Origin of the sequence: Citrobacter sp. Cu231 (assembly GCF_030332265.1) — a bacterium.
Lineage (GTDB): Bacteria > Pseudomonadota > Gammaproteobacteria > Enterobacterales > Enterobacteriaceae > Citrobacter > Citrobacter meridianamericanus.
Genome location: NZ_JAOWIE010000037.1, coordinates 59760 through 79358 on the forward strand (window position 1 = coordinate 59760; position 19599 = coordinate 79358).

Below are 19599 nucleotides of genomic sequence, written 5' to 3' on the forward strand. Positions count from 1 at the left end.
GACCTCGGGCTAAGTACTGCCTGGCTTTGCCACCTTCGACTGGTAACCATCCTCAGTAATCACCAGCTATTTTCATGCCGCAATTAACCACTGAAACCGCTCTCAATATCTGAACGATTGGCTGCAGGGCAACATCTGTTGCAACAGCAGGATCATTTTCGATAACAATGAAGACAACACAGATTCAGCTGTACTGTTGTCGTCAAATGAACAAGCTCTCTGGGAAGTCGGAATGCTAAGTCTGATGAATTCTCATGCCCTCCAGTGCAATCCGGACGGCAATGGCATAATGGAAACGGATAAAAAACAAAAAACCCAAGTCGCATAACGACTTGGGTTTCGAATTTGGCGGAAGCGTAGAGATTCGAACTCTAGAACCCTTTCGGGTCGCCGGTTTTCAAGACCGGTGCCTTCAACCGCTCGGCCACGCTTCCAATGAGGCGCACTATAAACATCCCGAACGGACCTGTAAAGCACCAATGTGTTCGTTTGCCTGAAAAACAGCCAAAATGCTGTTAATTGACTTAAATAACAACAAATTGACCGTTTATTCAGCACAAATACGGGCTCCAGCGCTTAAAGTTTTTTGATGTACATATCTTTGGTGTAGTAGTTTCCGCGGTTATCCGGTGCGAATCCCCCCACCCACGGCTTCACCAGATGCGTGCGAACATAGTGGTAAACCGGAATCGCTGGCACATCTGCCCCTAAAAGGTCTTCAGCCTGCTGGTAATATTTGCCTCGCTCCTGGAGCGAAGTTGCTTTCGCTGCATTACGCATCGCTTCATCAAAGGCGGGATTGCTGTAGCCGGTGGTGTTTTCGCTATCTCCGGTACGGAAGATGTTGAGGAAACTTGAGGCATCATCATAGTCAGCGATCCACGCGAAACGTACGACGTCAAAATTACCGGTATGCATGGTGTCCAGCATGGTTTTCCATTCCTGATTTTGCAGCTTCGCCTCTACGCCGAGGATTTCTTCCACATTGATGATGCGGCAATAGCAATACGTTGATGGGTTTCAAACGTGTTATAGAGCAGATTTAAACTAAGCGGATGCTCGGGGCCAAAACCGGCTTCAGCCAGCAGCTTCTTCGCTTCAGTGATACGTTTTTCAAGCGGCCACGACGCATATTCCGGCGCATGCAGTTGTACTCCCCCTATTTCCGGCTGGCTGATAAGCCACGCTGCGCGTTGCCCCTGCCCCATTACCTTTTGTGCAATGATGTCTTTATCTAACGCCATATTCAGCGCACGACGCACGCGCGGGTCATTAAACGGCGCTCGGGTCGTATTGAACTGATAGTAATAGGTTGAAAGCTGAGGTGAGACATGAAGTTCATCACCCATCGTCTTTTTCAGCTGCGCGAATTGATTGACCGGTACGCTATACACGATGTCAATTTCACCGGCCTTATAGCGGTTAACGTCAGCAGACTCTGAACTGATGGGCAAATAGGTAACCTTATTAATGACCGTGTGCTGATTGTCCCAGTAATGTGGGTTACGCTCGGCAACAATGCGCTCATTGACCACCCACTGCGACAATTTGTACGGTCCGCTACTGACAAAATGTTCTGGTCGGGTCCACTTATCGCCAAAGCGGCCTATCAGCACTTTATCCAGTGGAACCAGAGACGGGTGCGCCAGCATCGCCAGAAACGCCGCCGTCGGCTGCGTAAGAGTAATTTCCAGCATGCTATCATCGAGGGCTTTGACTCCTAGCATGGCAGGATCTTTTTTCCCTTGAGCAATATCGACGGCGTTCGCAACATGCATATTGCCCAGATACGAAGAATAAGGGGAAGCCGTTTGTACAGAGACCAGACGCTGCCAGCTCCAGACAACATCCTGCGCGGTAATAGCTGACCCATCTGACCAGGTTATGCCCGGACGCAAATGAAAGGTCCACACGGTGTTGTCTTTGTTCTCCCAGGACGCGGCAAGACGGGGTTCAATAGAGCCATCCGGCTTAACTGCCACCAGCCCGTCGAACATATCACTGATTAAATTAAACTCAACGTTGCTTTCGACTTTATGCGGATCCAGCGACGCTGGCTCACTGCCGTTATTCCTGACCAGCTCCTGTTTTTCTGCAAGTAGTGTACCTGCAGGCACATTTGCCGCCCTCGTCACGCCGTTGATAGACATCAAACAGACAGCCAACAGCGTAAACGTCAATATCTTCGATTTGTGTTGAATCATTCCCTTTACCTTATCGCTCTGTTTTTGTAGACACCTCAATCACTGTCAGAGAGATTCGGGAATAACGCAATATTTTTCAGTTACCTGGCAGAGGTGGATCTGACATTTTTGCACATACAGTGCTAACATCTGATTCGGGAGCTTTTGTTGAAATAATATGCTTAAGCCTGGCGGGTTAAAATGCGTAAAGATGGGTAAAACCGCTGTGTCATTCCCCTTGATTTCATTATCCTTCATCATTAATTACATCTGTCATAAGAGAGTGACTCATGGATCGTATTATTAGTTCTTCACGCGATCGTACATCGCTACTCAGCACACATAAGGTGCTGCGCAATACCTATTTCCTGCTCAGCCTTACGCTGGCGTTTTCAGCGCTCACGGCGACCGCCAGTACCGTACTGATGTTGCCTTCTCCGGGACTTATCCTGACGCTGGTGGGTATGTATGGTCTGATGTTCCTGACCTATAAAACGGCGGATAAACCGGTCGGTATTCTGTCCGCTTTCGCTTTCACCGGTTTCCTGGGCTACATTCTGGGACCGATACTGAATACTTACCTGTCTGCAGGCATGGGTGATGTTATCGCCATGGCTTTGGGCGGTACGGCGCTGGTCTTCTTCAGCTGCTCGGCCTATGTGCTGACCACGCGTAAGGATATGTCCTTCCTCGGCGGTATGCTGATGGCAGGTATCGTGGTGGTGCTGATTGGTATGGTTGCGAATATCTTCCTGCAGCTGCCGGCGTTACATTTGGCGATCAGCGCGGTGTTTATCCTGATTTCTTCAGGCGCAATCCTGTTTGAAACCAGCAATATCATCCGTGGCGGTGAAACCAACTACATCCGTGCCACCGTTAGCCTGTACGTTTCGCTGTACAACATCTTCGTCAGCCTGCTGAGCATTCTGGGCTTCGCCAGCCGCGATTAAGGTGTCAACACGCATTATCCAGCCCCGCTTATGCGGGGCTTTCTTTTTTGGTAAACTGCCGCCAGTTTGACTAACGCAGTGACAAATTATGTTGATCTTTGAAGGTAAAGAAATCAGTACCGATAGCGAAGGCTATCTAAAAGATACTACCGAATGGAGCGAGCCGCTGGCGGCTGCCATTGCCGAAAACGAAGGTATTACGCTGTCCGCGGAACACTGGGAAGTTGTGCGTTTTGTTCGCGAGTTTTATCTGGAGTTTAATACCTCCCCCGCTATACGCATGCTGGTAAAAGCGATGGCCAACAAGTTTGGCGAAGAGAAAGGCAACAGCCGTTATCTCTACCGCCTGTTTCCGAAAGGTCCGGCTAAGCAGGCGACTAAAATTGCCGGCCTGCCGAAACCGGTGAAATGCATTTAATAGCGGATACTAAATCCTTTTAGCTCGTCGCCAGGGCGGTGCGGTTCGCTGAGGATCCGGTCAACTCTGGCGCTACGCGGTCCTCCGGCTTTCAACCACTTCATCAGTTGTTCCACCTGCTCACTTTCGCCACAGGCAACAACCTCTACGCTGCCATCATCCATATTCTTTGCGTAGCCGGTCAGTCCGAGGCGTTGCGCTTCATGCTGGGTGGTGTAGCGAAATCCTACCCCCTGAACCCGGCCATAAACCCAGGCGATGATGCAGACTTTCGACATGGCGGTTCTCCTTATCAACATAAATGAAGAAACAGTTCCCGATGCCTCAACGCACCTGCTTCGGCAGGCATCCATAATGCTGGCGAAATCTTGCGGTAAACCGTGAACCTGACAGATAACCACAGCGTAACGCAATTTCACCAATCGGCAGCGTGGTCGATTGCAGCTGAGAGAGTGCGCAGGACATACGCACTTCCTCCACGATTTGCCGATAACTCTGCGACTCCATCTGCAATCGTCTGCGTAGCGTTGAGGTACCGATGGAAAGATGACCGGCAATTTCCTGAGCTGTCCATAGCTTAGCAGGGGATAACATAATAAGTTGTCGCACCTGTTCGGTTAGATTAAATCGACGCTCGATAAGCAGTGGTCCCGCCACACCATCGTGCAGTAACGCCAGAAATAATCCCATCGCCTGATGCTCCTGCAATTTTGCCGGTAAATTCTGGCGTACTGCATCCAGCAAGCTTTCCCACATAAATGCCAAACCGCTGCTCATGGGCGTGCAGAGCGATGTCAACTTTGCCGGTGGGAAATCCTCGACCCAGTTATTTTTAAACGCGGTAATGATATTTGTCGACAGCAACAGCAAATCCGAGCGAAATGCCCCCTGCTCCGGCTGATTAATAATCTCCAGAGGCGTATTGGCTGGGATGATAATCAGCTCGCCCGGCCCCGCAACCAGGCGGTTTTCGTCCTGAATAATGACCTTACTTCCCTGCGTAATGTGGCAAATAGCAGCAGAAAACAGTTTTACCCGGTGCAGGCGGTGCAAATGGCCGGAACGCACCTCTGCGGTGGTAAGGTTGTTATGGCGAAAATGTACATCCTGCACCCGTTCATCCTCTATTATCTTGCGTACGTCGCGGTTAATTCAGCTTTGGCAATCACATGGCTGTTCAGCATAAAACCGACCAGCGCGCCGCTGGCATTACTGTCAATTGGCAACGCGTCGGTATTTAACGCCCACACGGTAAACTGATAGCGGTGAGGTTTATCGCCCGGCGGCGGGCAGGCGCCCCCAAATCCAGCATAACCGAAATCATTACGTCCCTGAACAGCTCCTACGGGTATCTTATTCGTGCTGGCCCCGCCAGGAAGCGAATGCACCTGGGCCGGAATATTCACAATGGTCCAGTGCCACCAGCCGCTTCCCGTTGGCGCATCGGGATCAAACAGCGTAATGGCAAAACTTTTGGCATCAGTTGGCGGATTTTGCCAGCTCAGCTGCGGGGAGATATTGTCACCACTGCAGCCAAACCCCTTAAACACCTGTTTTTGCGTTAATTGCAGGTTAGCGGGTATGTCGGTGCTGGTGAGGCGAAACGCCGAGGCTGCAGAGGCATCAAAACTCAGCGCGACAATGGCGGCGGTAGCCAGAGAGAAGATAGCTTTCATTGTATTTCCTTTTTCTCATTAAGAAATAGCAATGTAAACGGTGGGCATAAAAGAAACTGTGCCTCTGCGATAGCGTTTTGTGCCGAAACGCTCAGCGCCATGCGCTGATGATTGACCTCATCATCTGTGCTACTCTACGCGCCATTTTATTTTAATGGTTTCAGGCTGGTATTTTACTCCAGCCCGCGTCACTGTTTGTGAGAGGTTGCTCCGCATGACTGAATCTACAACTCTACATTATCCTCGTTTAGTGTTAGCCAAAGGGCGCGAAAAGTCCTTAGTTCGCCGCCATCCGTGGGTATTTTCCGGTGCTGTCGCCCGTATGGAAGGCAAAGCCAACCTTGGTGAAACCGTTGATATTGTTGATCACCAGGGTAAATGGTTAGCGCGCGGCGCGTTCTCACCTGCGTCACAGATCCGCGCGCGCGTCTGGACCTTTGACAAGTCTGAATCCATCGATATTGATTTCTTCACTCGTCGTCTGCAGAAAGCACAGACATGGCGTGACTGGCTGGCAAGCAAAGATGGCTTGGACAGCTACCGTCTGATCGCTGGCGAATCTGATGGCTTGCCAGGCATCACTATTGACCGCTTTGGTAACTTCCTGGTATTGCAGTTGCTCAGCGCTGGTGCTGAATATCAACGTGCGGCGCTGATCAGCGCCTTGCAAATTGTTTTCCCGGACTGCGCAATTTATGACCGTAGCGATGTCGCCGTGCGCAAAAAAGAAGGTATGGAGCTGACCCAAGGGCCTGTAACAGGCGAATTGCCGCCTGCTCTGCTGCCGATTGAAGAGCACGGCATGAAGCTACTGGTTGATATTCAGCACGGTCACAAAACTGGCTATTACCTCGATCAACGCGACAGTCGCCTGGCCACGCGTCGTTACGTGGAAAACAAACGTGTCCTGAACTGTTTCTCTTATACCGGCGGCTTTGCTGTCTCAGCATTAATGGGTGGATGCCGTCAGGTAGTCAGCGTCGACACCTCCCAGGAGGCGCTTGATATTGCCCGCCAGAACGTGGAACTGAACAAACTGGAGCTGAACAAAGCCGAGTTCGTGCGTGATGACGTGTTCAAACTGCTGCGCGCCTATCGCGATCGCGGTGAGAAATTTGATGTCATCGTCATGGATCCGCCTAAATTTGTCGAAAACAAAAGCCAGTTGATGGGCGCCTGCCGCGGTTATAAAGACATTAATATGCTGGCGATTCAATTACTCAATCCGGGCGGCGTACTGCTGACTTTCTCCTGTTCCGGGCTGATGACCACCGATTTATTTCAGAAAATCATCGCTGATGCCGCAATAGATGCTGGTCGTGATGTACAATTTATAGAGCAGTTCCGTCAGGCCGCCGATCACCCGGTGATCGCTACCTACCCGGAAGGGCTGTATCTGAAAGGGTTTGCCTGTCGCATCATGTAACTTGAAAAGTGGAATATTACCCTTACATAGAGGGTATCTATTTCCCGGGAGGTGACTATGATTGCCAGCAAATTCGGTATCGGCCAGCAGGTCCGCCATTCCCTGTTAGGTTACCTCGGAGTGGTCGTGGATATCGACCCGGAATATTCGCTTGATGAGCCGTCAGCCGATGAGTAGGCGGTCAACGACGAACTTCGCGCCGCTCCCTGGTATCACGTGGTGATGGAAGACGATAATGGCCTGCCCGTACATACGTATCTGGCCGAAGCACAGCTGAGTAGCGAGCTACAGGAAGAACATCCGGAGCAACCGTCAATGGATGAACTGGCGCGAACAATCCGTAAACAGCTTCAGGCTCCGCGCCTGCGTAACTGATCGCATTTACCCGGCCTACAACGATATCTGTCGTAGGCCGGATTCGTATCCAATCATCCGCACGAATTTACTTCGCCAACCCCAAACGCGGGATCTCAATCGCCGGACAGCGATCCATTACCACCATCAGCCCTGCGTCACGCGCCAACACGGCCGCCTGCTCGTTAATCACGCCAAGCTGCATCCACAGTGTCTTCGCACCGATGGCGATAGCTTCCTGAGCAACGCCCCACGCCGCTTCTGAATTACGAAAGACATCAACCATATCCACTTTCTCAGGCACATCCGCCAGCGTCGCATAGCCCTGTTGTCCCAGCAGCGTTTTCCCGGCAACCTTCGGCGAAACAGGGATAACGTGATAGCCCTGGTCAAGTAAATATTTCATGACCCGATAGCTTGGGCGATCGGGTTTATCACTTGCTCCCACCAGTGCAATCGTGCGGGTCGTTGTCAAAATGCCAGCAATATCGGTCTCTTTCATCGTTTTCCTCCAGGCTGTTTAGCAAAGTGTACGACAAACCTGAGCACGCAACCATTCATCCCATACTGGCGTATGAGAGCTAAACTCAAAAATATGTCTATATGTTAGTAAACATGATTATCGAAAAATTTAGATACATCTTATACAGATAATTTCTGGTCAGGAGAAACCTATGAAAACCGGCATTGTGACAGCCTTAATAGCCCTGTGTTTGCCGGTAACCGTTTTTGCTACCTCTTTACGTCTGTCAAATGATATTGACCTGCTGGTGCTCGACGGAAAAAAAGTCTCCAGCTCATTACTACGTGGTGCCGACAGTATTGAGCTGGAAAATGGTCGGCACCAGCTCGTGTTTCGCGTAGAAAAATCCATTCGTCTGTCCAGCCACGAAGAACGTCTCTATATCTCATCCCCGCTGGTCATAAGCTTTGATACCCAACTCGTCAGTCAGGTTAATTTTCACCTCCCGCGTCTGAACAATGAGCTGGATGCCGCTCGTTTCGATGAGGTTCCCCGCGTGGAACTGCTGGATGGGGACTCTATGCCTATCCCCGTCAAGCTGGATATTCTGTCCATCACCTCCACGGCGAAAACCGTGGATTATGAAATGGAAACAGAACGCTATAACAAAGCGGCTAAACATGCTTCGTTGCCACAATTCGCCACAATGATGGCCGATGACAGCTCTCTGCTATCCGGGGTTTCTGAACTGGATCGCGTGCCGCCTCAGTCGCAAACGCTGACCGAACAGCGCTTAAAATATTGGTTCCAACAGGCTGACGCGCAAACGCGAAGTAACTTTTTGCAATGGGCCCAAAAACAACCTCCTTCATGACATTTATCTTCGCATCGCATTTTTTTGGTCTTTCTCTTGCAGCGTCAAGCGCTTCCAGTACTCTGTAACCAGGTTAACTTGGGAGCTGTACTATGGAATTAACGACTCGCACATTGCCAGCGCGTAAGCATATTGCGTTGGTTGCACACGATCACTGTAAAAAGATGTTGATGAGCTGGGTGGAACGCCACCAACCCTTGCTGGAAAAGCATGTTCTGTATGCCACCGGGACGACAGGAAACTTAATCCAACGCGCGACCGGAATGGACGTCAACGCCATGCTGAGCGGCCCAATGGGCGGTGACCAGCAGGTGGGCGCGCTCATTTCAGAAGGGAAAATTGATGTGCTGATCTTCTTCTGGGATCCGCTCAACGCCGTACCACACGATCCGGATGTCAAAGCCCTGCTGCGTCTGGCGACGGTATGGAATATCCCGGTCGCCACCAACGTGTCGACGGCCGATTTTATTATTCAGTCGCCAAACTTCAACGATGCTGCGGACATCTTGATCCCAGATTACGCCCGCTATCTTGCAGAACGCCTCAAATGATCCCAAGCAGGTGGCTACCGCCGCCTGCGTTTCAGGGTTTTCGGATAACCGGAACATCCAGTTGCTTAAGCTCATCAACAAAGCATGAGGGTGTTTCTTTATTAAATAGCAGCCATACCCGATGCCGCGCACGTGTTAGCGCCACATACAGCAGGCGTCTCTCTTCTGCATCCGGAAAATCTTCCACCGCCGGGAGCAACGCCTCTTCCATAATCGACTCGCGGGCCGGAGCTGGAAAACCATCATTACCGTCGTGAAGCCCCACAATAATGACGTAATCCGCCTGCTGTCCTTTGCTGGCATGGATAGTCATAAAGTCCAGCTGTAGCTTAGGCCAGCGGGTGGCCGCTTTCTCCAGACTCGCTGGTTTCAGATGATGGTATCGCGCCAACACCAAAATCCGCTCTTCAGTCTTCACAAACCCTGACAACTTATCCAGCAGCAGATCCAGCTGATTTTCATCGAGCAACGTGACGGCTTTTTTATCACCGGTCATCAGACTGTTGAGCGGTTTCGTAAGTTGGTGAGGGTTTCGCTGGATAAACTGGTTTGCAACTTCACCAATACGATTGTTAAAACGGTAAGTCGTGTCCAGATTGCAACGATCGCCCTCGCCGAAGTTTTGCTGAAATGCGGTAGTCAACGAAAGTTGCGCCCCGCTAAAGCGATAAATGGCCTGCCAGTCATCCCCCACGGCGAACAGCGTAGTCTGTGAGTTCTGCTTACGCAGGGCGGCTAACAGAGCGGCACGCTGAGGAGAAATATCCTGAAATTCATCGACCAGAATGTGCTTCCACGGGCTGATAAACCGCCCCTTCTCCAGAATAACGATAGCCTGATGAATCAACCCGGAAAAATCGACGGCATTCTCATCCTTCAGCGCGCTCTTCCAGGCCTTGAGCAGGGGCGACATCAGCTTAATGCGTTTACTGAACAGATCGCGGATCTCTTCTGGCGCAGTGGCAATCATCTCCGCCTGCGCTCCGCCATGCATACGCATCAGGCTAACCCAACGATCCAGCCGGGAAGCCAGACGGCGCTGTAATTTTTCGTCATCCCAGAAGTTGCCTTCGGGTACAGACCACTGCATCTCTTCTTCTAACCATTGCCGCCAGCCTTTGGCCTGAGCTTTTTTCTCGCTGCACTGCTGACGCCAGGTCGTTATAAAGAGTTTACTGCGAGCGGCGGCATCATTTTCCAGCTTGCTAACCGTCGGAACTTTTTTGCTGCCCTGCGAAATAATGTGCAGCGCCAGCGAATGAAACGTGCGCGCGGTGACGTCTTGCGTATGCAGGCGTTCACGGATCCGATCGTCCATCTCCTGGGCCGCTTTTCGTCCAAACGCCAGCAGCAGGATCTGTTCAGCCGCTGCCTCTCCTCGCGCAAGCAACCAGCCCGCACGGGCGACCAATACGGATGTTTTGCCGCTTCCCGCCCCAGCAAGGACCAATAAGGATTGCTCACCGTTGACCACAGCACGCGCCTGGGCCGGATTCAGCGGTGAGGATTCAATTTGCTGGAAAAACTCGGCATGCTCTTCCAGCATTGCTTCGGTATAGGCTTGATTGTGCTTTAGGCGACAGGCTTCAATGTCCTTCAACCATGCCTGGCATTGGTGCAACGCCTCACGGCAATTATCAAATTCTTCCAGTCGGTTGATTGGAAGTGGTAGCGCGGCAAAGGCACGACGGATCTGCTGCTGCAGCCCTGTCGTTTGTTCGCGCGTCAGCCATTTGTTATCACTGGTACGTGCCGCGATCGCATCCAGCTGTTGCTGTAAAACTCCCGCAGCGACGGCGCTCATTTCCTGACTCCACTGCTGCCAGAGTGCGTTCAAGTGGTGATGGAAACGCTGCGTCTCCGCCCACTCTGTACCGTGAAGTCGCACCACCTTATCATCCGGGAGCACAAACTCCAGCTCGCCCCATACCAGGCCGCGTTTACAATGAATAGCCAGTAACTGATTGAAGGGAATAAGATACTCGTGACGATCGCCGGAAACTTTAATCCCGGCATTGAGAATAACAGCCCGATCGTAAGGGTGTTGTGCCAGACGTTTTCCAAGAGAAGTTGCTTTCAGTTCCATAAGACTCAGGCGGATCCACACGAAGAGGTTTACTTATCAGTGTAACCGCCAGAGAAAACGTGCTCCAGCCCAAAAAAACGTTACAATTGCCGAAATCACAGAAAACCAGAGTTAACCGAGGGTTTATGCGTACTGTTCTGAATATTTTAAATTTTGTGCTCGGGGGCTTCGCCACCACCTTAGCCTGGTTACTGGCTACGCTGGTCAGTATTGTGCTTATTTTTACTCTACCCTTGACCCGTTCATGTTGGGAGATAACCCGACTCTCGCTGTTTCCTTATGGCAACGAAGCAATTCATGTCGATGAACTGAACCCGGCAGGTAAAAACGTTTTGTTGAATACCGGCGGCACAGTGCTCAATATTTTCTGGCTGATTTTCTTCGGCTGGTGGCTGTGCCTGATGCACATTGTCTCCGGTATTGCCCAGTGCATTACCATCATCGGTATTCCGGTTGGCATCGCGAATTTTAAAATCGCCGCAATTGCACTCTGGCCAGTTGGTCGCCGGGTGGTATCAGTAGAAGTTGCTCGTGCAGCACGTGAAGCCAATGCGCGTCGTCGCTTTGAATAATCAGGACCGATGGCCTTTATGTTAAGTCCTCTGCTCAAACGCTATACCTGGAACAGCACCTGGCTGTACTACGTGCGGATTTTTATCGCGCTCTGCGGCACAACGGCACTGCCCTGGTGGCTGGGCGACGTTAAACTAACCATCCCGCTCACGCTGGGTATGGTTGCTGCCGCACTGACCGACCTGGACGATCGTCTTGCAGGCCGGCTACGCAATTTGATTATTACGTTGGTCTGCTTTTTTATTGCCTCGGCTTCTGTCGAACTGCTCTTCCCATGGCCATGGCTGTTTGCCATTGGGTTAACGCTCTCCACCAGCGGCTTTATATTACTGGGTGGATTAGGTCAACGCTATGCAACCATCGCTTTTGGCGCGTTGCTGATCGCCATTTACACGATGCTTGGCACTTCGCTTTACGATCAGTGGTATCAGCAACCGATCCTGCTGCTCGCTGGCGCTATTTGGTACAACCTGTTAACACTGACCGGGCATCTTCTGTTCCCCATCCGTCCCTTGCAGGATAATCTGGCACGTAGCTACGAACAGTTAGCGCACTATCTGGAACTGAAATCGCGTCTGTTTGATCCCGATATAGAAGATGAAAGCCAGGCACCGTTGTATGATTTAGCTCTCGCGAATGGGCAACTGATGGCGACGTTAAACCAGACGAAGGTGTCGTTACTGACTCGCCTGCGCGGCGACCGCGGGCAACGGGGAACTCGGCGTACGCTACATTACTATTTTGTGGCGCAGGATATCCATGAACGCGCCAGCTCCTCGCATATTCAGTACCAAACGCTGCGCGATCATTTCCGCCACAGCGATGTGATGTTCCGCTTCCAGCGTCTGATGTCGATGCAGGGGCAAGCCTGTTCACAGCTGTCCCGTTGTATTTTATTGCGCACACCTTATCAGCACGACCCACACTTTGAGCGCGTTTTCACCCATATAGATGCTGCGCTTGAGCGCATGCGTGCCAGTGGTGAGCCAGCCGATCTGCTCAACACGTTGGGATTTTTGCTGTCGAATCTGCGAGCCATCGATGCCCAGTTGGCTACTATTGAGTCCGAACAGGCTCAGGTACTCTCACGCAATGAGTCTGAAAATCAGCTTGCTGATGACAGTCCGCATGGGTTCAGTGATATCTGGTTACGTCTGAGTCGTAATTTCACGCCCGAGTCCGCCCTGTTTCGCCATGCTATCCGTATGTCGCTGGTGCTCTGCGTCGGCTATGCCATTATCCAGATAACAGGTATGAACCACGGGTACTGGATCCTGTTGACCAGCCTGTTTGTCTGTCAGCCAAACTACAACGCAACACGACATCGCCTGGCGCTGAGGATTATCGGTACACTCGTCGGGATCGCTATTGGTTTACCGATCCTGTGGTTTGTGCCTTCTCTCGAAGGGCAATTGATACTTTTAGTGATCACCGGCGTACTGTTTTTTGCTTTTCGCAACGTCCAGTATGCGCATGCCACAATGTTTATCACGCTGCTGGTGCTACTGTGCTTTAACCTGCTTGGTGAAGGTTTTGAGGTCGCACTGCCGCGTGTCATTGATACGCTGATTGGTTGCGCTATCGCCTGGGCTGCTGTCAGCTTTATCTGGCCAGACTGGCGTTTTCGTAATCTGCCGCGGGTGATTGAACGGGCGACTGATGCAAACTGTCGTTATCTTGATGCAATACTCGAACAATATCATCAGGGTCGCGATAATCGCCTTACATACCGTATCGCCCGGAGGGACGCGCACAATCGTGACGCGGAACTGGCCTCCGTGGTGTCGAACATGTCGAGTGAACCGGACGTCACGGCCCAAACGCGCGAAACGGCGTTCCGCTTGCTGTGTCTGAACCATACGTTTACCAGCTATATTTCCGCATTGGGCGCGCATCGCGAACAGCTAACCAATCCGGAGGTCCTGGCATTGCTAGACGATGCCGTCTGCTATGTTGATGATGCGCTTCACCATCAACCCGCTGACGAGCAGCGCGTATACCAGGCACTGGAGGGACTGAAGCAGCGAATTCAGCGTCTTGAGCCGCGTTCGGACAGTAAAGAGCCACTGGTCATACAGCAAGTTGGACTATTGATTGCCTTACTCCCGGAGATCCGGCGATTACAGCAGCAAATTGCCGTGCTGCCCTCTAATACCCCAGTTTCGACGTAAGAGAACTCACCCACTCTACCAGCTCCCGGCGACGCGTCGCCGGGAGCGCAGCTTCATGCACTCCCCCGACAGCTCCTTCAAGGGCGTAGAGTATTTTTACCGTCAAGGCGGGGTTATTTTGCCGAAGTTTCAGCCAGCACATTTGTGCTCCCAGCGAACGCAATGTCCCCTCATCTTTAATTCCTGCTTCATTTAGCAGAGTCTCCAGATGAAACGTCATATTGGGTAGCTCCCGCAGACGATGTTGTGCAAAGCGGCTCTGTTTTTCCTTAACAGCTGCATCCAGCGAATAGCGTGATAGCATCACCAACTGCGGCTGGTTTTGCCACAGGGCATCGTTCACCTGGTAATAATTGAGTACAACCGGACGTCCGCGCTTGATAAATGTCAGCCAGACAGGAGAGTTTTTTACACAGTACTGAGCGCTCTGCTCACATGCCCGAAGATATAGTTCACCGCTGGCAACCATGGCAAAGACCGTATCCCCAACAGTCAGACTGTAGCTGCCAAACAATGAGCGATAGTGAATCGCCCCCAAAGAAGCCAGATATTCTTGAGATTTATAGATCCTTGCATAAGAAAGTTCTTTCATAAAAATCCTTTTAAATCATAACGTAACCAAATGATTTTCAGTAGCAGATCCGTTAATGACGAAAATAGGCAACTTATTCGAATGGGGCAAGATGAATTTAATTTTTCCCGTGACGGCGACTAAAAATTGCGAACCTGTTTCCGAAAATAAGGTTGATCTTTATTGATGGCAGGGTTACTGTATATCCATACAGTAACTCACAGGGCTGGATTGATTATGTACACTTCAGGTTATGCAAATCGTTCTTCGTCGTTCTCTTCTGCATCAAGCAGCATTGCGCGCGTGTCGTCAGAGAACGCTACCACTGGGCTTATCAGTGAAGTGGTCTATCGCGAAGACCAGCCCATGATGACACAGCTCCTGCTGCTTCCACTCCTGCAACAGTTAGGGCAGCAATCCCGCTGGCAGCTGTGGCTGACACCTCAGCAAAAATTAAGTCGGGAGTGGGTACAGTCGGCCGGGCTTCCATTGACGAAAGTCATGCAAATTAGTCAGCTCTCTCCCTGCAATACGCTGGAATCTATGGTTCGAGCACTGCGCACGGGCAACTACAGCGTCGTTATCGGCTGGCTGACGGAGGAGTTAACCGAAGATGAACATGCCGAACTGGTAAAAGCGGCAGATGAAGGTAATGCGATGGGGTTTATTATGCGTCCTGTTCGCGCTCAGACACTTGCGGGGAGACAGCATTCCGGGCTAAAAATTCACTCGAATTTGTATCATTAAGTAAAATTAGGATTTATCCTGGAATTTTTTTTCATGTCTCAATTTGGTTTTGAGCCTTAACGGGTTTTTCGTGAGAACGCTTGTCTGAAGCGGTTTTCAGGATATCCTCAGTACATTTATTCATCCAAAAATGTTAAATATTGTGTATACAAGCCTTTTTTTTTCATATGCCTGACGGACTTCACACTTGTAAGTTTTCAACTACGTTGTAGACTTTACATCGCCAGGGGTGCTCGGCGTAAGCCGCAGATATCGGTAGAGTAACTATTGAACTGGTCCCCGGGTGAAGGATTTAACCGTGTTATCTCTCTTCGGAGATATTCATGGCGAATTTTGGATGATAACGAGGCGCAAAAAATGAAAAAGACAGCTATCGCAATTGCAGTGGCACTGGCTGGTTTCGCTACCGTGGCGCAGGCCGCTCCGAAAGATAACACCTGGTACGCTGGTGCTAAAATGGGCTGGTCTCAGTACCATGACATTGGTAACAACCAGATCAACAACGCCGGTCCTACCCACGAAAGCCAACTGGGTGCTGGTGCGTTCGGTGGTTATCAGGTTAACCCGTACGTTGGTTTTGAAATGGGTTACGACTGGTTAGGTCGTATGCCGTACAAAGGCTACACCGACGCTACTCATCAAAACGGCGCTTTCAAAGCTCAGGGCGTTCAGCTGACCGCTAAACTGGGTTACCCAATCACTGACGATCTGGACGTTTATACCCGTCTGGGTGGTATGGTTTGGCGTGCAGACGCTAAAAACAACGAAGGTTTCAAAGACCACGACACTGGTGTATCCCCAGTATTCGCTGGTGGCGTAGAGTATGCAATTACTCCTGAAATCGCTACCCGTCTGGAATACCAGTGGACCAACAACATCGGTGACGCGAACACCGTTGGTGGTCGTCCGGATAACGGCCTGCTGAGCGTTGGCGTTTCTTACCGTTTCGGTCAGGAAACTGTAGCTCCAGTAGTTGCACCGGCTCCGGCTCCAGCTCCAGAAGTACAGACCAAACACTTCACTCTGAAGTCTGACGTTCTGTTCAACTTCAACAAAGCAACTCTGAAACCAGAAGGCCAGCAGGCTCTGGACCAGATGTACAGCCAGCTGAGCAACCTGGATCCGAAAGACGGTTCCGTAGTGGTTCTGGGCTTCACTGACCGCATCGGTTCTGACGCTTACAACCAGGGTCTGTCCGAGAAACGTGCTCAGTCCGTTGTTGATTACCTGATCTCTAAAGGTATTCCTTCTGACAAAATCTCTGCACGTGGTATGGGCGAATCCAACCCGGTTACTGGCAACACCTGTGACAACGTGAAAGCTCGCGCTGCACTGATCGACTGCCTGGCTCCGGATCGTCGTGTTGAGATCGAAGTTAAAGGTATCAAAGACGTTGTAACTCAGCCTCAGGCTTAAGTTATCGTCTAGTAAAAAACCCCGCTTTGCGGGGTTTTTTTTCAGCTGTTTTTCGTTAAAAACGCACCAGAACGTTACGCCGAACCACACCCTACCGCTATTCTTTTCCCAGCAACGCCTGTAAATCCTGCTTCAATGTCGACATTTTGTTCGCGTACTTCTCTTTATGCTCTGCATCTTCAATGAGTTGCACAATAGTTTCAGAAAGCGTTTTACCACGCCGCTGCGCAAGCCCCGCTAAGCGCTGCCAGACCATAAATTCCAGATCGATTGATTTTTTGCGCGTATGCTGATGCTCAGCATTAAAATGCCGTTTACGCCTTGCTCGTATGGTTTGTTTCATACGATTTAGCAGCGCCGGATTCATGTGTTTTTCAATCCAGGTATTGACCCGAACCGGTTCATTTTCGAGGGTTAGCAATAAATCAACGGCTTCTTTGGCAGCGCTGGCCTCTACGTAACGGGTGATTAACTCCCCCTCACGATGCTTCTTCACCAGATACTTCCATTTCCAGCCGCTTTCAAGGTTTTCAAGTTGTTGATATTTCATTGCGATCTCAATGTTACCGTGTAACTCTTATCAGAATATCAGCTTTTTCGGCATCTGAAGAAAAGAATATCCAGCCTGTGAACTGCCGCGCGTCATCACATTCGTTTCCCGGCGCTTTCCACGTGTGCAGTGATGATGGTTACGGTATAATCGCGTTTTTTACAACAGACTAAAAAACATCAACTTTGACCATTACGAAACTTGCATGGCGTGATCTGGTTCCTGATACCGACAGTTATCAGGAAGTATTTGCACAGCCGCACGTCACTGACGACACCGACACCTTACTTAGCGATACTCAACCGCGTTTACAATTTGCATTAGAGCAGCTTCTTCAGCACTGGACGACGTCCTCGTTCATGCTGGTAAAAGCGCCGGAAGAGCTTGAGTATCTCAACCTTATTGCAGCAGCAGCACGTACGCTGCACACGGATGCCGGAAGCCTGACCGGAGGTCATTATGATATCTCCGGTCACACTATTCGCTATCGTACAGCTGAGAAAGCAGAAGACAATTTTGCAACGTTAACTCAGGTAGTCAGCGCTGACTGGGTTGAAGCCGAACAGCTATTTGGCTGCCTGCGTCAGTTCAATGGCGAAGTGACCCTGCAGCCAGGACTTGTACATCAGGCTAACGGTGGCGTGCTGGTTATTTCATTGCGCACGCTGTTGGCCCAGCCGCTGCTGTGGATGCGCCTGAAAGCCATTGTCAGCCACGAGCGTTTTGACTGGGTAGCTTTTGATGAGTCGCGCCCACTTCCTGTCTCCGTTCCACCTATGCCGCTCAAACTGAAAGTGATATTAGTGGGTGAACGTGAATCACTGGCAGACTTCCAGGAAATGGAGCCAGAACTGGCTGAGCAGGCTATTTATAGCGAGTTTGAAGATAATCTACAGATAGTGGATGCCGAAACCATGACGCAGTGGTGTCAGTGGGTAACGCATACCGCTACGCGTAACCATTTACCTTATCCCGCTCCTGATGCCTGGCAGGTACTGATTCGTGAAGCCGTGCGCTACACCGGCGAACAGGATACATTGCCGCTTAATCCATTATGGATAATCCGGCAGTTCAAAGAAGTGGCTCCGTTATGCGAGAGCGACACCTGCAACGCTGAGCAGTTTGGCCTGATGCTAGCTCAGCGAGAATGGCGGGAAGGTTTCCTGGCTGAACGTATGCAAGATGAGATCCTTCAGGAACAGATCCTTATTGAGACGGAAGGCGAGCGTATTGGCCAAATTAACGCCCTGTCGGTGATTGAATTCCCTGGACATCCGCGCGCGTTTGGTGAGCCTTCACGTATCAGCTGTGTGGTGCATATTGGCGATGGCGAATTTACGGATATTGAGCGCAAAGCCGAGCTCGGCGGAAATATTCATGCCAAGGGCATGATGATTATGCAGGCGTTCCTGATGTCGGAACTCCAGCTTGAACAGCAAATCCCCTTCTCCGCCTCACTGACCTTTGAGCAATCGTACAGCGAAGTCGACGGCGACAGCGCATCCATGGCCGAATTGTGCGCATTGATTAGCGCCCTCGCCGACGTTCCTGTTAATCAAAGCATCGCCATTACCGGTTCTGTCGATCAGTTTGGTCGCGCGCAACCTGTTGGTGGTCTGAACGAGAAAATTGAAGGTTTCTTCGCCATCTGCCAGCAGCGTGAGCTGACCGGCAAGCAGGGCGTTATTATTCCTTCAGCTAATGTCAGACATCTGAGCCTGCAGCCCACGCTGCTACAGGCTGTAGAAGAAGAAAAATTCACTATCTGGGCGGTGGACGACGTGACCGATGCGCTGCCACTGTTGTTAAATCTGGTGTGGGATGGTGAAGGTCAGACAACGTTGATGCAAACTATCCAGGAGCGTATTGCTACGGCAACGCAACAGGAAGGTCGTCACCGTTTTCCCTGGCCGCTACGTTGGCTGAACTGGATTATTCCGAACTGATCGGACTTGTTCAGCGTACACGTGTTAGCTATCCTGCGTGCTTCAATAAAATAAGGCTTACAGAGAACATGGTAGATAAACGCGAATCCTATACAAAAGAAGACCTTCTTGCCTCTGGTCGCGGTGAGCTGTTTGGCGCAAAAGGGCCACAACTGCCTGCACCAAGCATGCTGATGATGGACCGTGTCATCAAGATGACCGAAACCGGCGGCAACTTTGACAAAGGTTATGTTGAAGCTGAACTGGATATCAACCCGGACCTGTGGTTCTTCGGATGCCACTTTATCGGCGATCCGGTGATGCCAGGCTGCCTGGGTCTTGATGCCATGTGGCAGTTGGTTGGATTCTATCTCGGCTGGCTGGGTGGCGAAGGTAAAGGCCGCGCGCTGGGCGTAGGCGAAGTTAAATTCACCGGCCAGGTTCTGCCGACCGCGAAGAAAGTGACTTACCGCATTCACTTCAAACGCATCGTTAACCGTCGCCTGATCATGGGCCTGGCTGATGGTGAAGTGCTGGTTGATGGTCGTCTGATCTATACCGCAAACGATCTGAAAGTGGGTCTGTTCCAGGATACTTCCGCGTTCTAATCCAGGTCCGTGTATCTGCCAGTCATTAACGTTTATTCGTCTTGTCTGGTGGGCAAA

General features: G+C 50.9%; 18 protein-coding genes, 1 tRNA gene and 3 pseudogenes. 13 read left to right on the forward strand and 9 right to left on the reverse strand.

Features of this window, described 5'->3' with window-relative positions; translation table 11 throughout:
- Window positions 1-74: 74 nt before the first annotated feature.
- Window positions 75-328, forward strand: a pseudogene (locus OGY15_RS13490) (hypothetical protein).
- Window positions 329-346: 18 nt separating this feature from the next.
- Here the strand turns inward: OGY15_RS13490 and OGY15_RS13495 are convergent.
- Both OGY15_RS13495 and OGY15_RS13500 read right to left on the reverse strand, forming a co-directional pair.
- Window positions 347-434, reverse strand: a tRNA-Ser gene (locus OGY15_RS13495).
- Between the two features lie 142 nt (window positions 435-576).
- A pseudogene (locus tag OGY15_RS13500) lies at window positions 577-2204 on the reverse strand (ABC transporter substrate-binding protein).
- A gap of 269 nt (window positions 2205-2473) precedes the next feature.
- Between OGY15_RS13500 and yccA the strand changes: the two are divergent.
- Both yccA and tusE read left to right on the forward strand, forming a co-directional pair.
- On the forward strand, window positions 2474-3133 hold the full coding sequence (gene yccA / locus OGY15_RS13505; protein ID WP_016152501.1) for an FtsH protease modulator YccA: 660 nt from the start codon (window positions 2474-2476) through the stop codon (window positions 3131-3133).
- A gap of 88 nt (window positions 3134-3221) precedes the next feature.
- Window positions 3222-3551 carry a sulfurtransferase TusE gene (gene tusE, locus OGY15_RS13510; RefSeq protein WP_151217959.1) on the forward strand — a complete coding sequence of 110 codons (330 nt, stop codon included), beginning with the start codon at window positions 3222-3224 and terminating at the stop codon, window positions 3549-3551.
- Here the strand turns inward: tusE and yccX are convergent.
- Genes yccX through OGY15_RS13525 form a run of 3 tightly spaced genes read right to left on the reverse strand, consistent with a single transcriptional unit; the run spans window position 3548 to window position 5227 of the window.
- Window positions 3548-3829 carry an acylphosphatase gene (gene yccX / locus OGY15_RS13515; protein WP_151217958.1) on the reverse strand — a complete coding sequence of 94 codons (282 nt, stop codon included), beginning with the start codon at window positions 3827-3829 and terminating at the stop codon, window positions 3548-3550. The genes tusE and yccX overlap by 4 nt on opposite strands.
- A 46-nt stretch (window positions 3830-3875) precedes the next feature.
- Complete coding sequence (locus OGY15_RS13520; protein WP_286539600.1) at window positions 3876-4664, reverse strand: AraC family transcriptional regulator; 789 nt, start codon at window positions 4662-4664, stop codon at window positions 3876-3878.
- A gap of 14 nt (window positions 4665-4678) precedes the next feature.
- On the reverse strand, window positions 4679-5227 hold the full coding sequence (locus OGY15_RS13525) for a YbhB/YbcL family Raf kinase inhibitor-like protein (RefSeq protein ID WP_151217956.1): 549 nt from the start codon (window positions 5225-5227) through the stop codon (window positions 4679-4681).
- A 214-nt stretch (window positions 5228-5441) separates the two neighbouring features.
- Between OGY15_RS13525 and rlmI the strand changes: the two genes are divergently transcribed.
- Window positions 5442-6653: a 23S rRNA (cytosine(1962)-C(5))-methyltransferase RlmI gene (gene rlmI / locus OGY15_RS13530; RefSeq protein ID WP_187259703.1), complete on the forward strand. Its 1212-nt coding sequence runs from the start codon at window positions 5442-5444 to the stop codon at window positions 6651-6653.
- Window positions 6654-6710: 57 nt separating this feature from the next.
- Window positions 6711-7028: pseudogene (gene hspQ / locus OGY15_RS13535) on the forward strand (heat shock protein HspQ).
- A 67-nt stretch (window positions 7029-7095) separates the two neighbouring features.
- On the opposite strand, the gene OGY15_RS13540 reads toward hspQ, so the two are convergent.
- Complete coding sequence (locus OGY15_RS13540) at window positions 7096-7509, reverse strand: CoA-binding protein (protein ID WP_151217954.1); 414 nt, start codon at window positions 7507-7509, stop codon at window positions 7096-7098.
- A 172-nt stretch (window positions 7510-7681) separates the two neighbouring features.
- Between OGY15_RS13540 and csgI the strand changes: the two genes are divergently transcribed.
- Together csgI and mgsA are read left to right on the forward strand one after the other, a co-directional pair.
- Complete coding sequence (gene csgI / locus OGY15_RS13545) at window positions 7682-8344, forward strand: curli synthesis inhibitor (RefSeq protein ID WP_151217953.1); 663 nt, start codon at window positions 7682-7684, stop codon at window positions 8342-8344.
- A gap of 92 nt (window positions 8345-8436) precedes the next feature.
- The gene (gene mgsA / locus OGY15_RS13550) at window positions 8437-8895 is read left to right on the forward strand and encodes a methylglyoxal synthase (protein WP_114682373.1); all 459 of its coding nucleotides are present in this window, start codon (window positions 8437-8439) and stop codon (window positions 8893-8895) included.
- Window positions 8896-8926: 31 nt separating this feature from the next.
- Here the strand turns inward: mgsA and helD are convergent, their stop codons facing one another.
- A complete protein-coding gene (helD, locus tag OGY15_RS13555; protein ID WP_210904905.1) occupies window positions 8927-10981 on the reverse strand; it encodes a DNA helicase IV in 2055 nt (684 codons plus the stop codon).
- Window positions 10982-11106: 125 nt separating this feature from the next.
- On the opposite strand from helD, the gene OGY15_RS13560 reads away from it, so the two are divergent.
- Both OGY15_RS13560 and yccS read left to right on the forward strand, forming a co-directional pair.
- Entirely contained in the window at window positions 11107-11553 is a 447-nt protein-coding gene (locus tag OGY15_RS13560) for a YccF domain-containing protein (RefSeq protein ID WP_016152485.1), read from the forward strand.
- Between the two features lie 18 nt (window positions 11554-11571).
- Window positions 11572-13725: a YccS family putative transporter gene (yccS, locus tag OGY15_RS13565; RefSeq protein WP_151217952.1), complete on the forward strand. Its 2154-nt coding sequence runs from the start codon at window positions 11572-11574 to the stop codon at window positions 13723-13725.
- Here the strand turns inward: yccS and OGY15_RS13570 are convergent.
- Window positions 13703-14317: a TfoX/Sxy family DNA transformation protein gene (locus OGY15_RS13570; RefSeq protein WP_151225160.1), complete on the reverse strand. Its 615-nt coding sequence runs from the start codon at window positions 14315-14317 to the stop codon at window positions 13703-13705. The genes yccS and OGY15_RS13570 overlap by 23 nt on opposite strands.
- Before the next feature lie 216 nt (window positions 14318-14533).
- Between OGY15_RS13570 and sulA the strand changes: the two genes are divergently transcribed.
- Window positions 14534-15043, forward strand: coding sequence for an SOS-induced cell division inhibitor SulA (gene sulA, locus OGY15_RS13575; RefSeq protein ID WP_151217950.1), 510 nt, complete (start codon window positions 14534-14536; stop codon window positions 15041-15043).
- A gap of 357 nt (window positions 15044-15400) precedes the next feature.
- Window positions 15401-16459, forward strand: a complete 1059-nt coding sequence (gene ompA, locus OGY15_RS13580; protein ID WP_151217949.1) for a porin OmpA — start codon at window positions 15401-15403, stop codon at window positions 16457-16459.
- A gap of 97 nt (window positions 16460-16556) precedes the next feature.
- On the opposite strand, the gene matP is transcribed toward ompA, so the two are convergent.
- Window positions 16557-17009 carry a macrodomain Ter protein MatP gene (gene matP, locus OGY15_RS13585; protein ID WP_151217948.1) on the reverse strand — a complete coding sequence of 151 codons (453 nt, stop codon included), beginning with the start codon at window positions 17007-17009 and terminating at the stop codon, window positions 16557-16559.
- 185 nt (window positions 17010-17194) lie between these two features.
- Here matP and OGY15_RS13590 point away from each other — a divergent pair, with 185 nt between their 5' ends.
- Together OGY15_RS13590 and fabA are read left to right on the forward strand one after the other, a co-directional pair.
- Complete coding sequence (locus OGY15_RS13590) at window positions 17195-18955, forward strand: AAA family ATPase (protein ID WP_151217947.1); 1761 nt, start codon at window positions 17195-17197, stop codon at window positions 18953-18955.
- Between the two features lie 68 nt (window positions 18956-19023).
- The gene (gene fabA, locus OGY15_RS13595) at window positions 19024-19542 is read left to right on the forward strand and encodes a bifunctional 3-hydroxydecanoyl-ACP dehydratase/trans-2-decenoyl-ACP isomerase (RefSeq protein ID WP_003035875.1); all 519 of its coding nucleotides are present in this window, start codon (window positions 19024-19026) and stop codon (window positions 19540-19542) included.
- The last annotated feature ends 57 nt before the right edge of the window (window positions 19543-19599 follow it).

Coding starts and splice junctions, on each gene's coding strand:
- sulA (WP_151217950.1), top strand. CDS start 14,534: ATGTACACTTCAGGTTATGCAAATCGTTCTTCGTCGTTCTCTTCTGCA.
- rlmI (WP_187259703.1), top strand. CDS start 5,442: ATGACTGAATCTACAACTCTACATTATCCTCGTTTAGTGTTAGCCAAA.
- csgI (WP_151217953.1), top strand. CDS start 7,682: ATGAAAACCGGCATTGTGACAGCCTTAATAGCCCTGTGTTTGCCGGTA.
- yccX (WP_151217958.1), bottom strand. CDS start 3,829: ATGTCGAAAGTCTGCATCATCGCCTGGGTTTATGGCCGGGTTCAGGGG.
- helD (WP_210904905.1), bottom strand. CDS start 10,981: ATGGAACTGAAAGCAACTTCTCTTGGAAAACGTCTGGCACAACACCCT.
- OGY15_RS13540 (WP_151217954.1), bottom strand. CDS start 7,509: ATGAAAGAGACCGATATTGCTGGCATTTTGACAACGACCCGCACGATT.
- ompA (WP_151217949.1), top strand. CDS start 15,401: ATGAAAAAGACAGCTATCGCAATTGCAGTGGCACTGGCTGGTTTCGCT.
- fabA (WP_003035875.1), top strand. CDS start 19,024: ATGGTAGATAAACGCGAATCCTATACAAAAGAAGACCTTCTTGCCTCT.
- mgsA (WP_114682373.1), top strand. CDS start 8,437: ATGGAATTAACGACTCGCACATTGCCAGCGCGTAAGCATATTGCGTTG.
- tusE (WP_151217959.1), top strand. CDS start 3,222: ATGTTGATCTTTGAAGGTAAAGAAATCAGTACCGATAGCGAAGGCTAT.
- OGY15_RS13525 (WP_151217956.1), bottom strand. CDS start 5,227: ATGAAAGCTATCTTCTCTCTGGCTACCGCCGCCATTGTCGCGCTGAGT.
- OGY15_RS13570 (WP_151225160.1), bottom strand. CDS start 14,317: ATGAAAGAACTTTCTTATGCAAGGATCTATAAATCTCAAGAATATCTG.
- yccS (WP_151217952.1), top strand. CDS start 11,572: ATGTTAAGTCCTCTGCTCAAACGCTATACCTGGAACAGCACCTGGCTG.
- OGY15_RS13560 (WP_016152485.1), top strand. CDS start 11,107: ATGCGTACTGTTCTGAATATTTTAAATTTTGTGCTCGGGGGCTTCGCC.
- matP (WP_151217948.1), bottom strand. CDS start 17,009: ATGAAATATCAACAACTTGAAAACCTTGAAAGCGGCTGGAAATGGAAG.
- yccA (WP_016152501.1), top strand. CDS start 2,474: ATGGATCGTATTATTAGTTCTTCACGCGATCGTACATCGCTACTCAGC.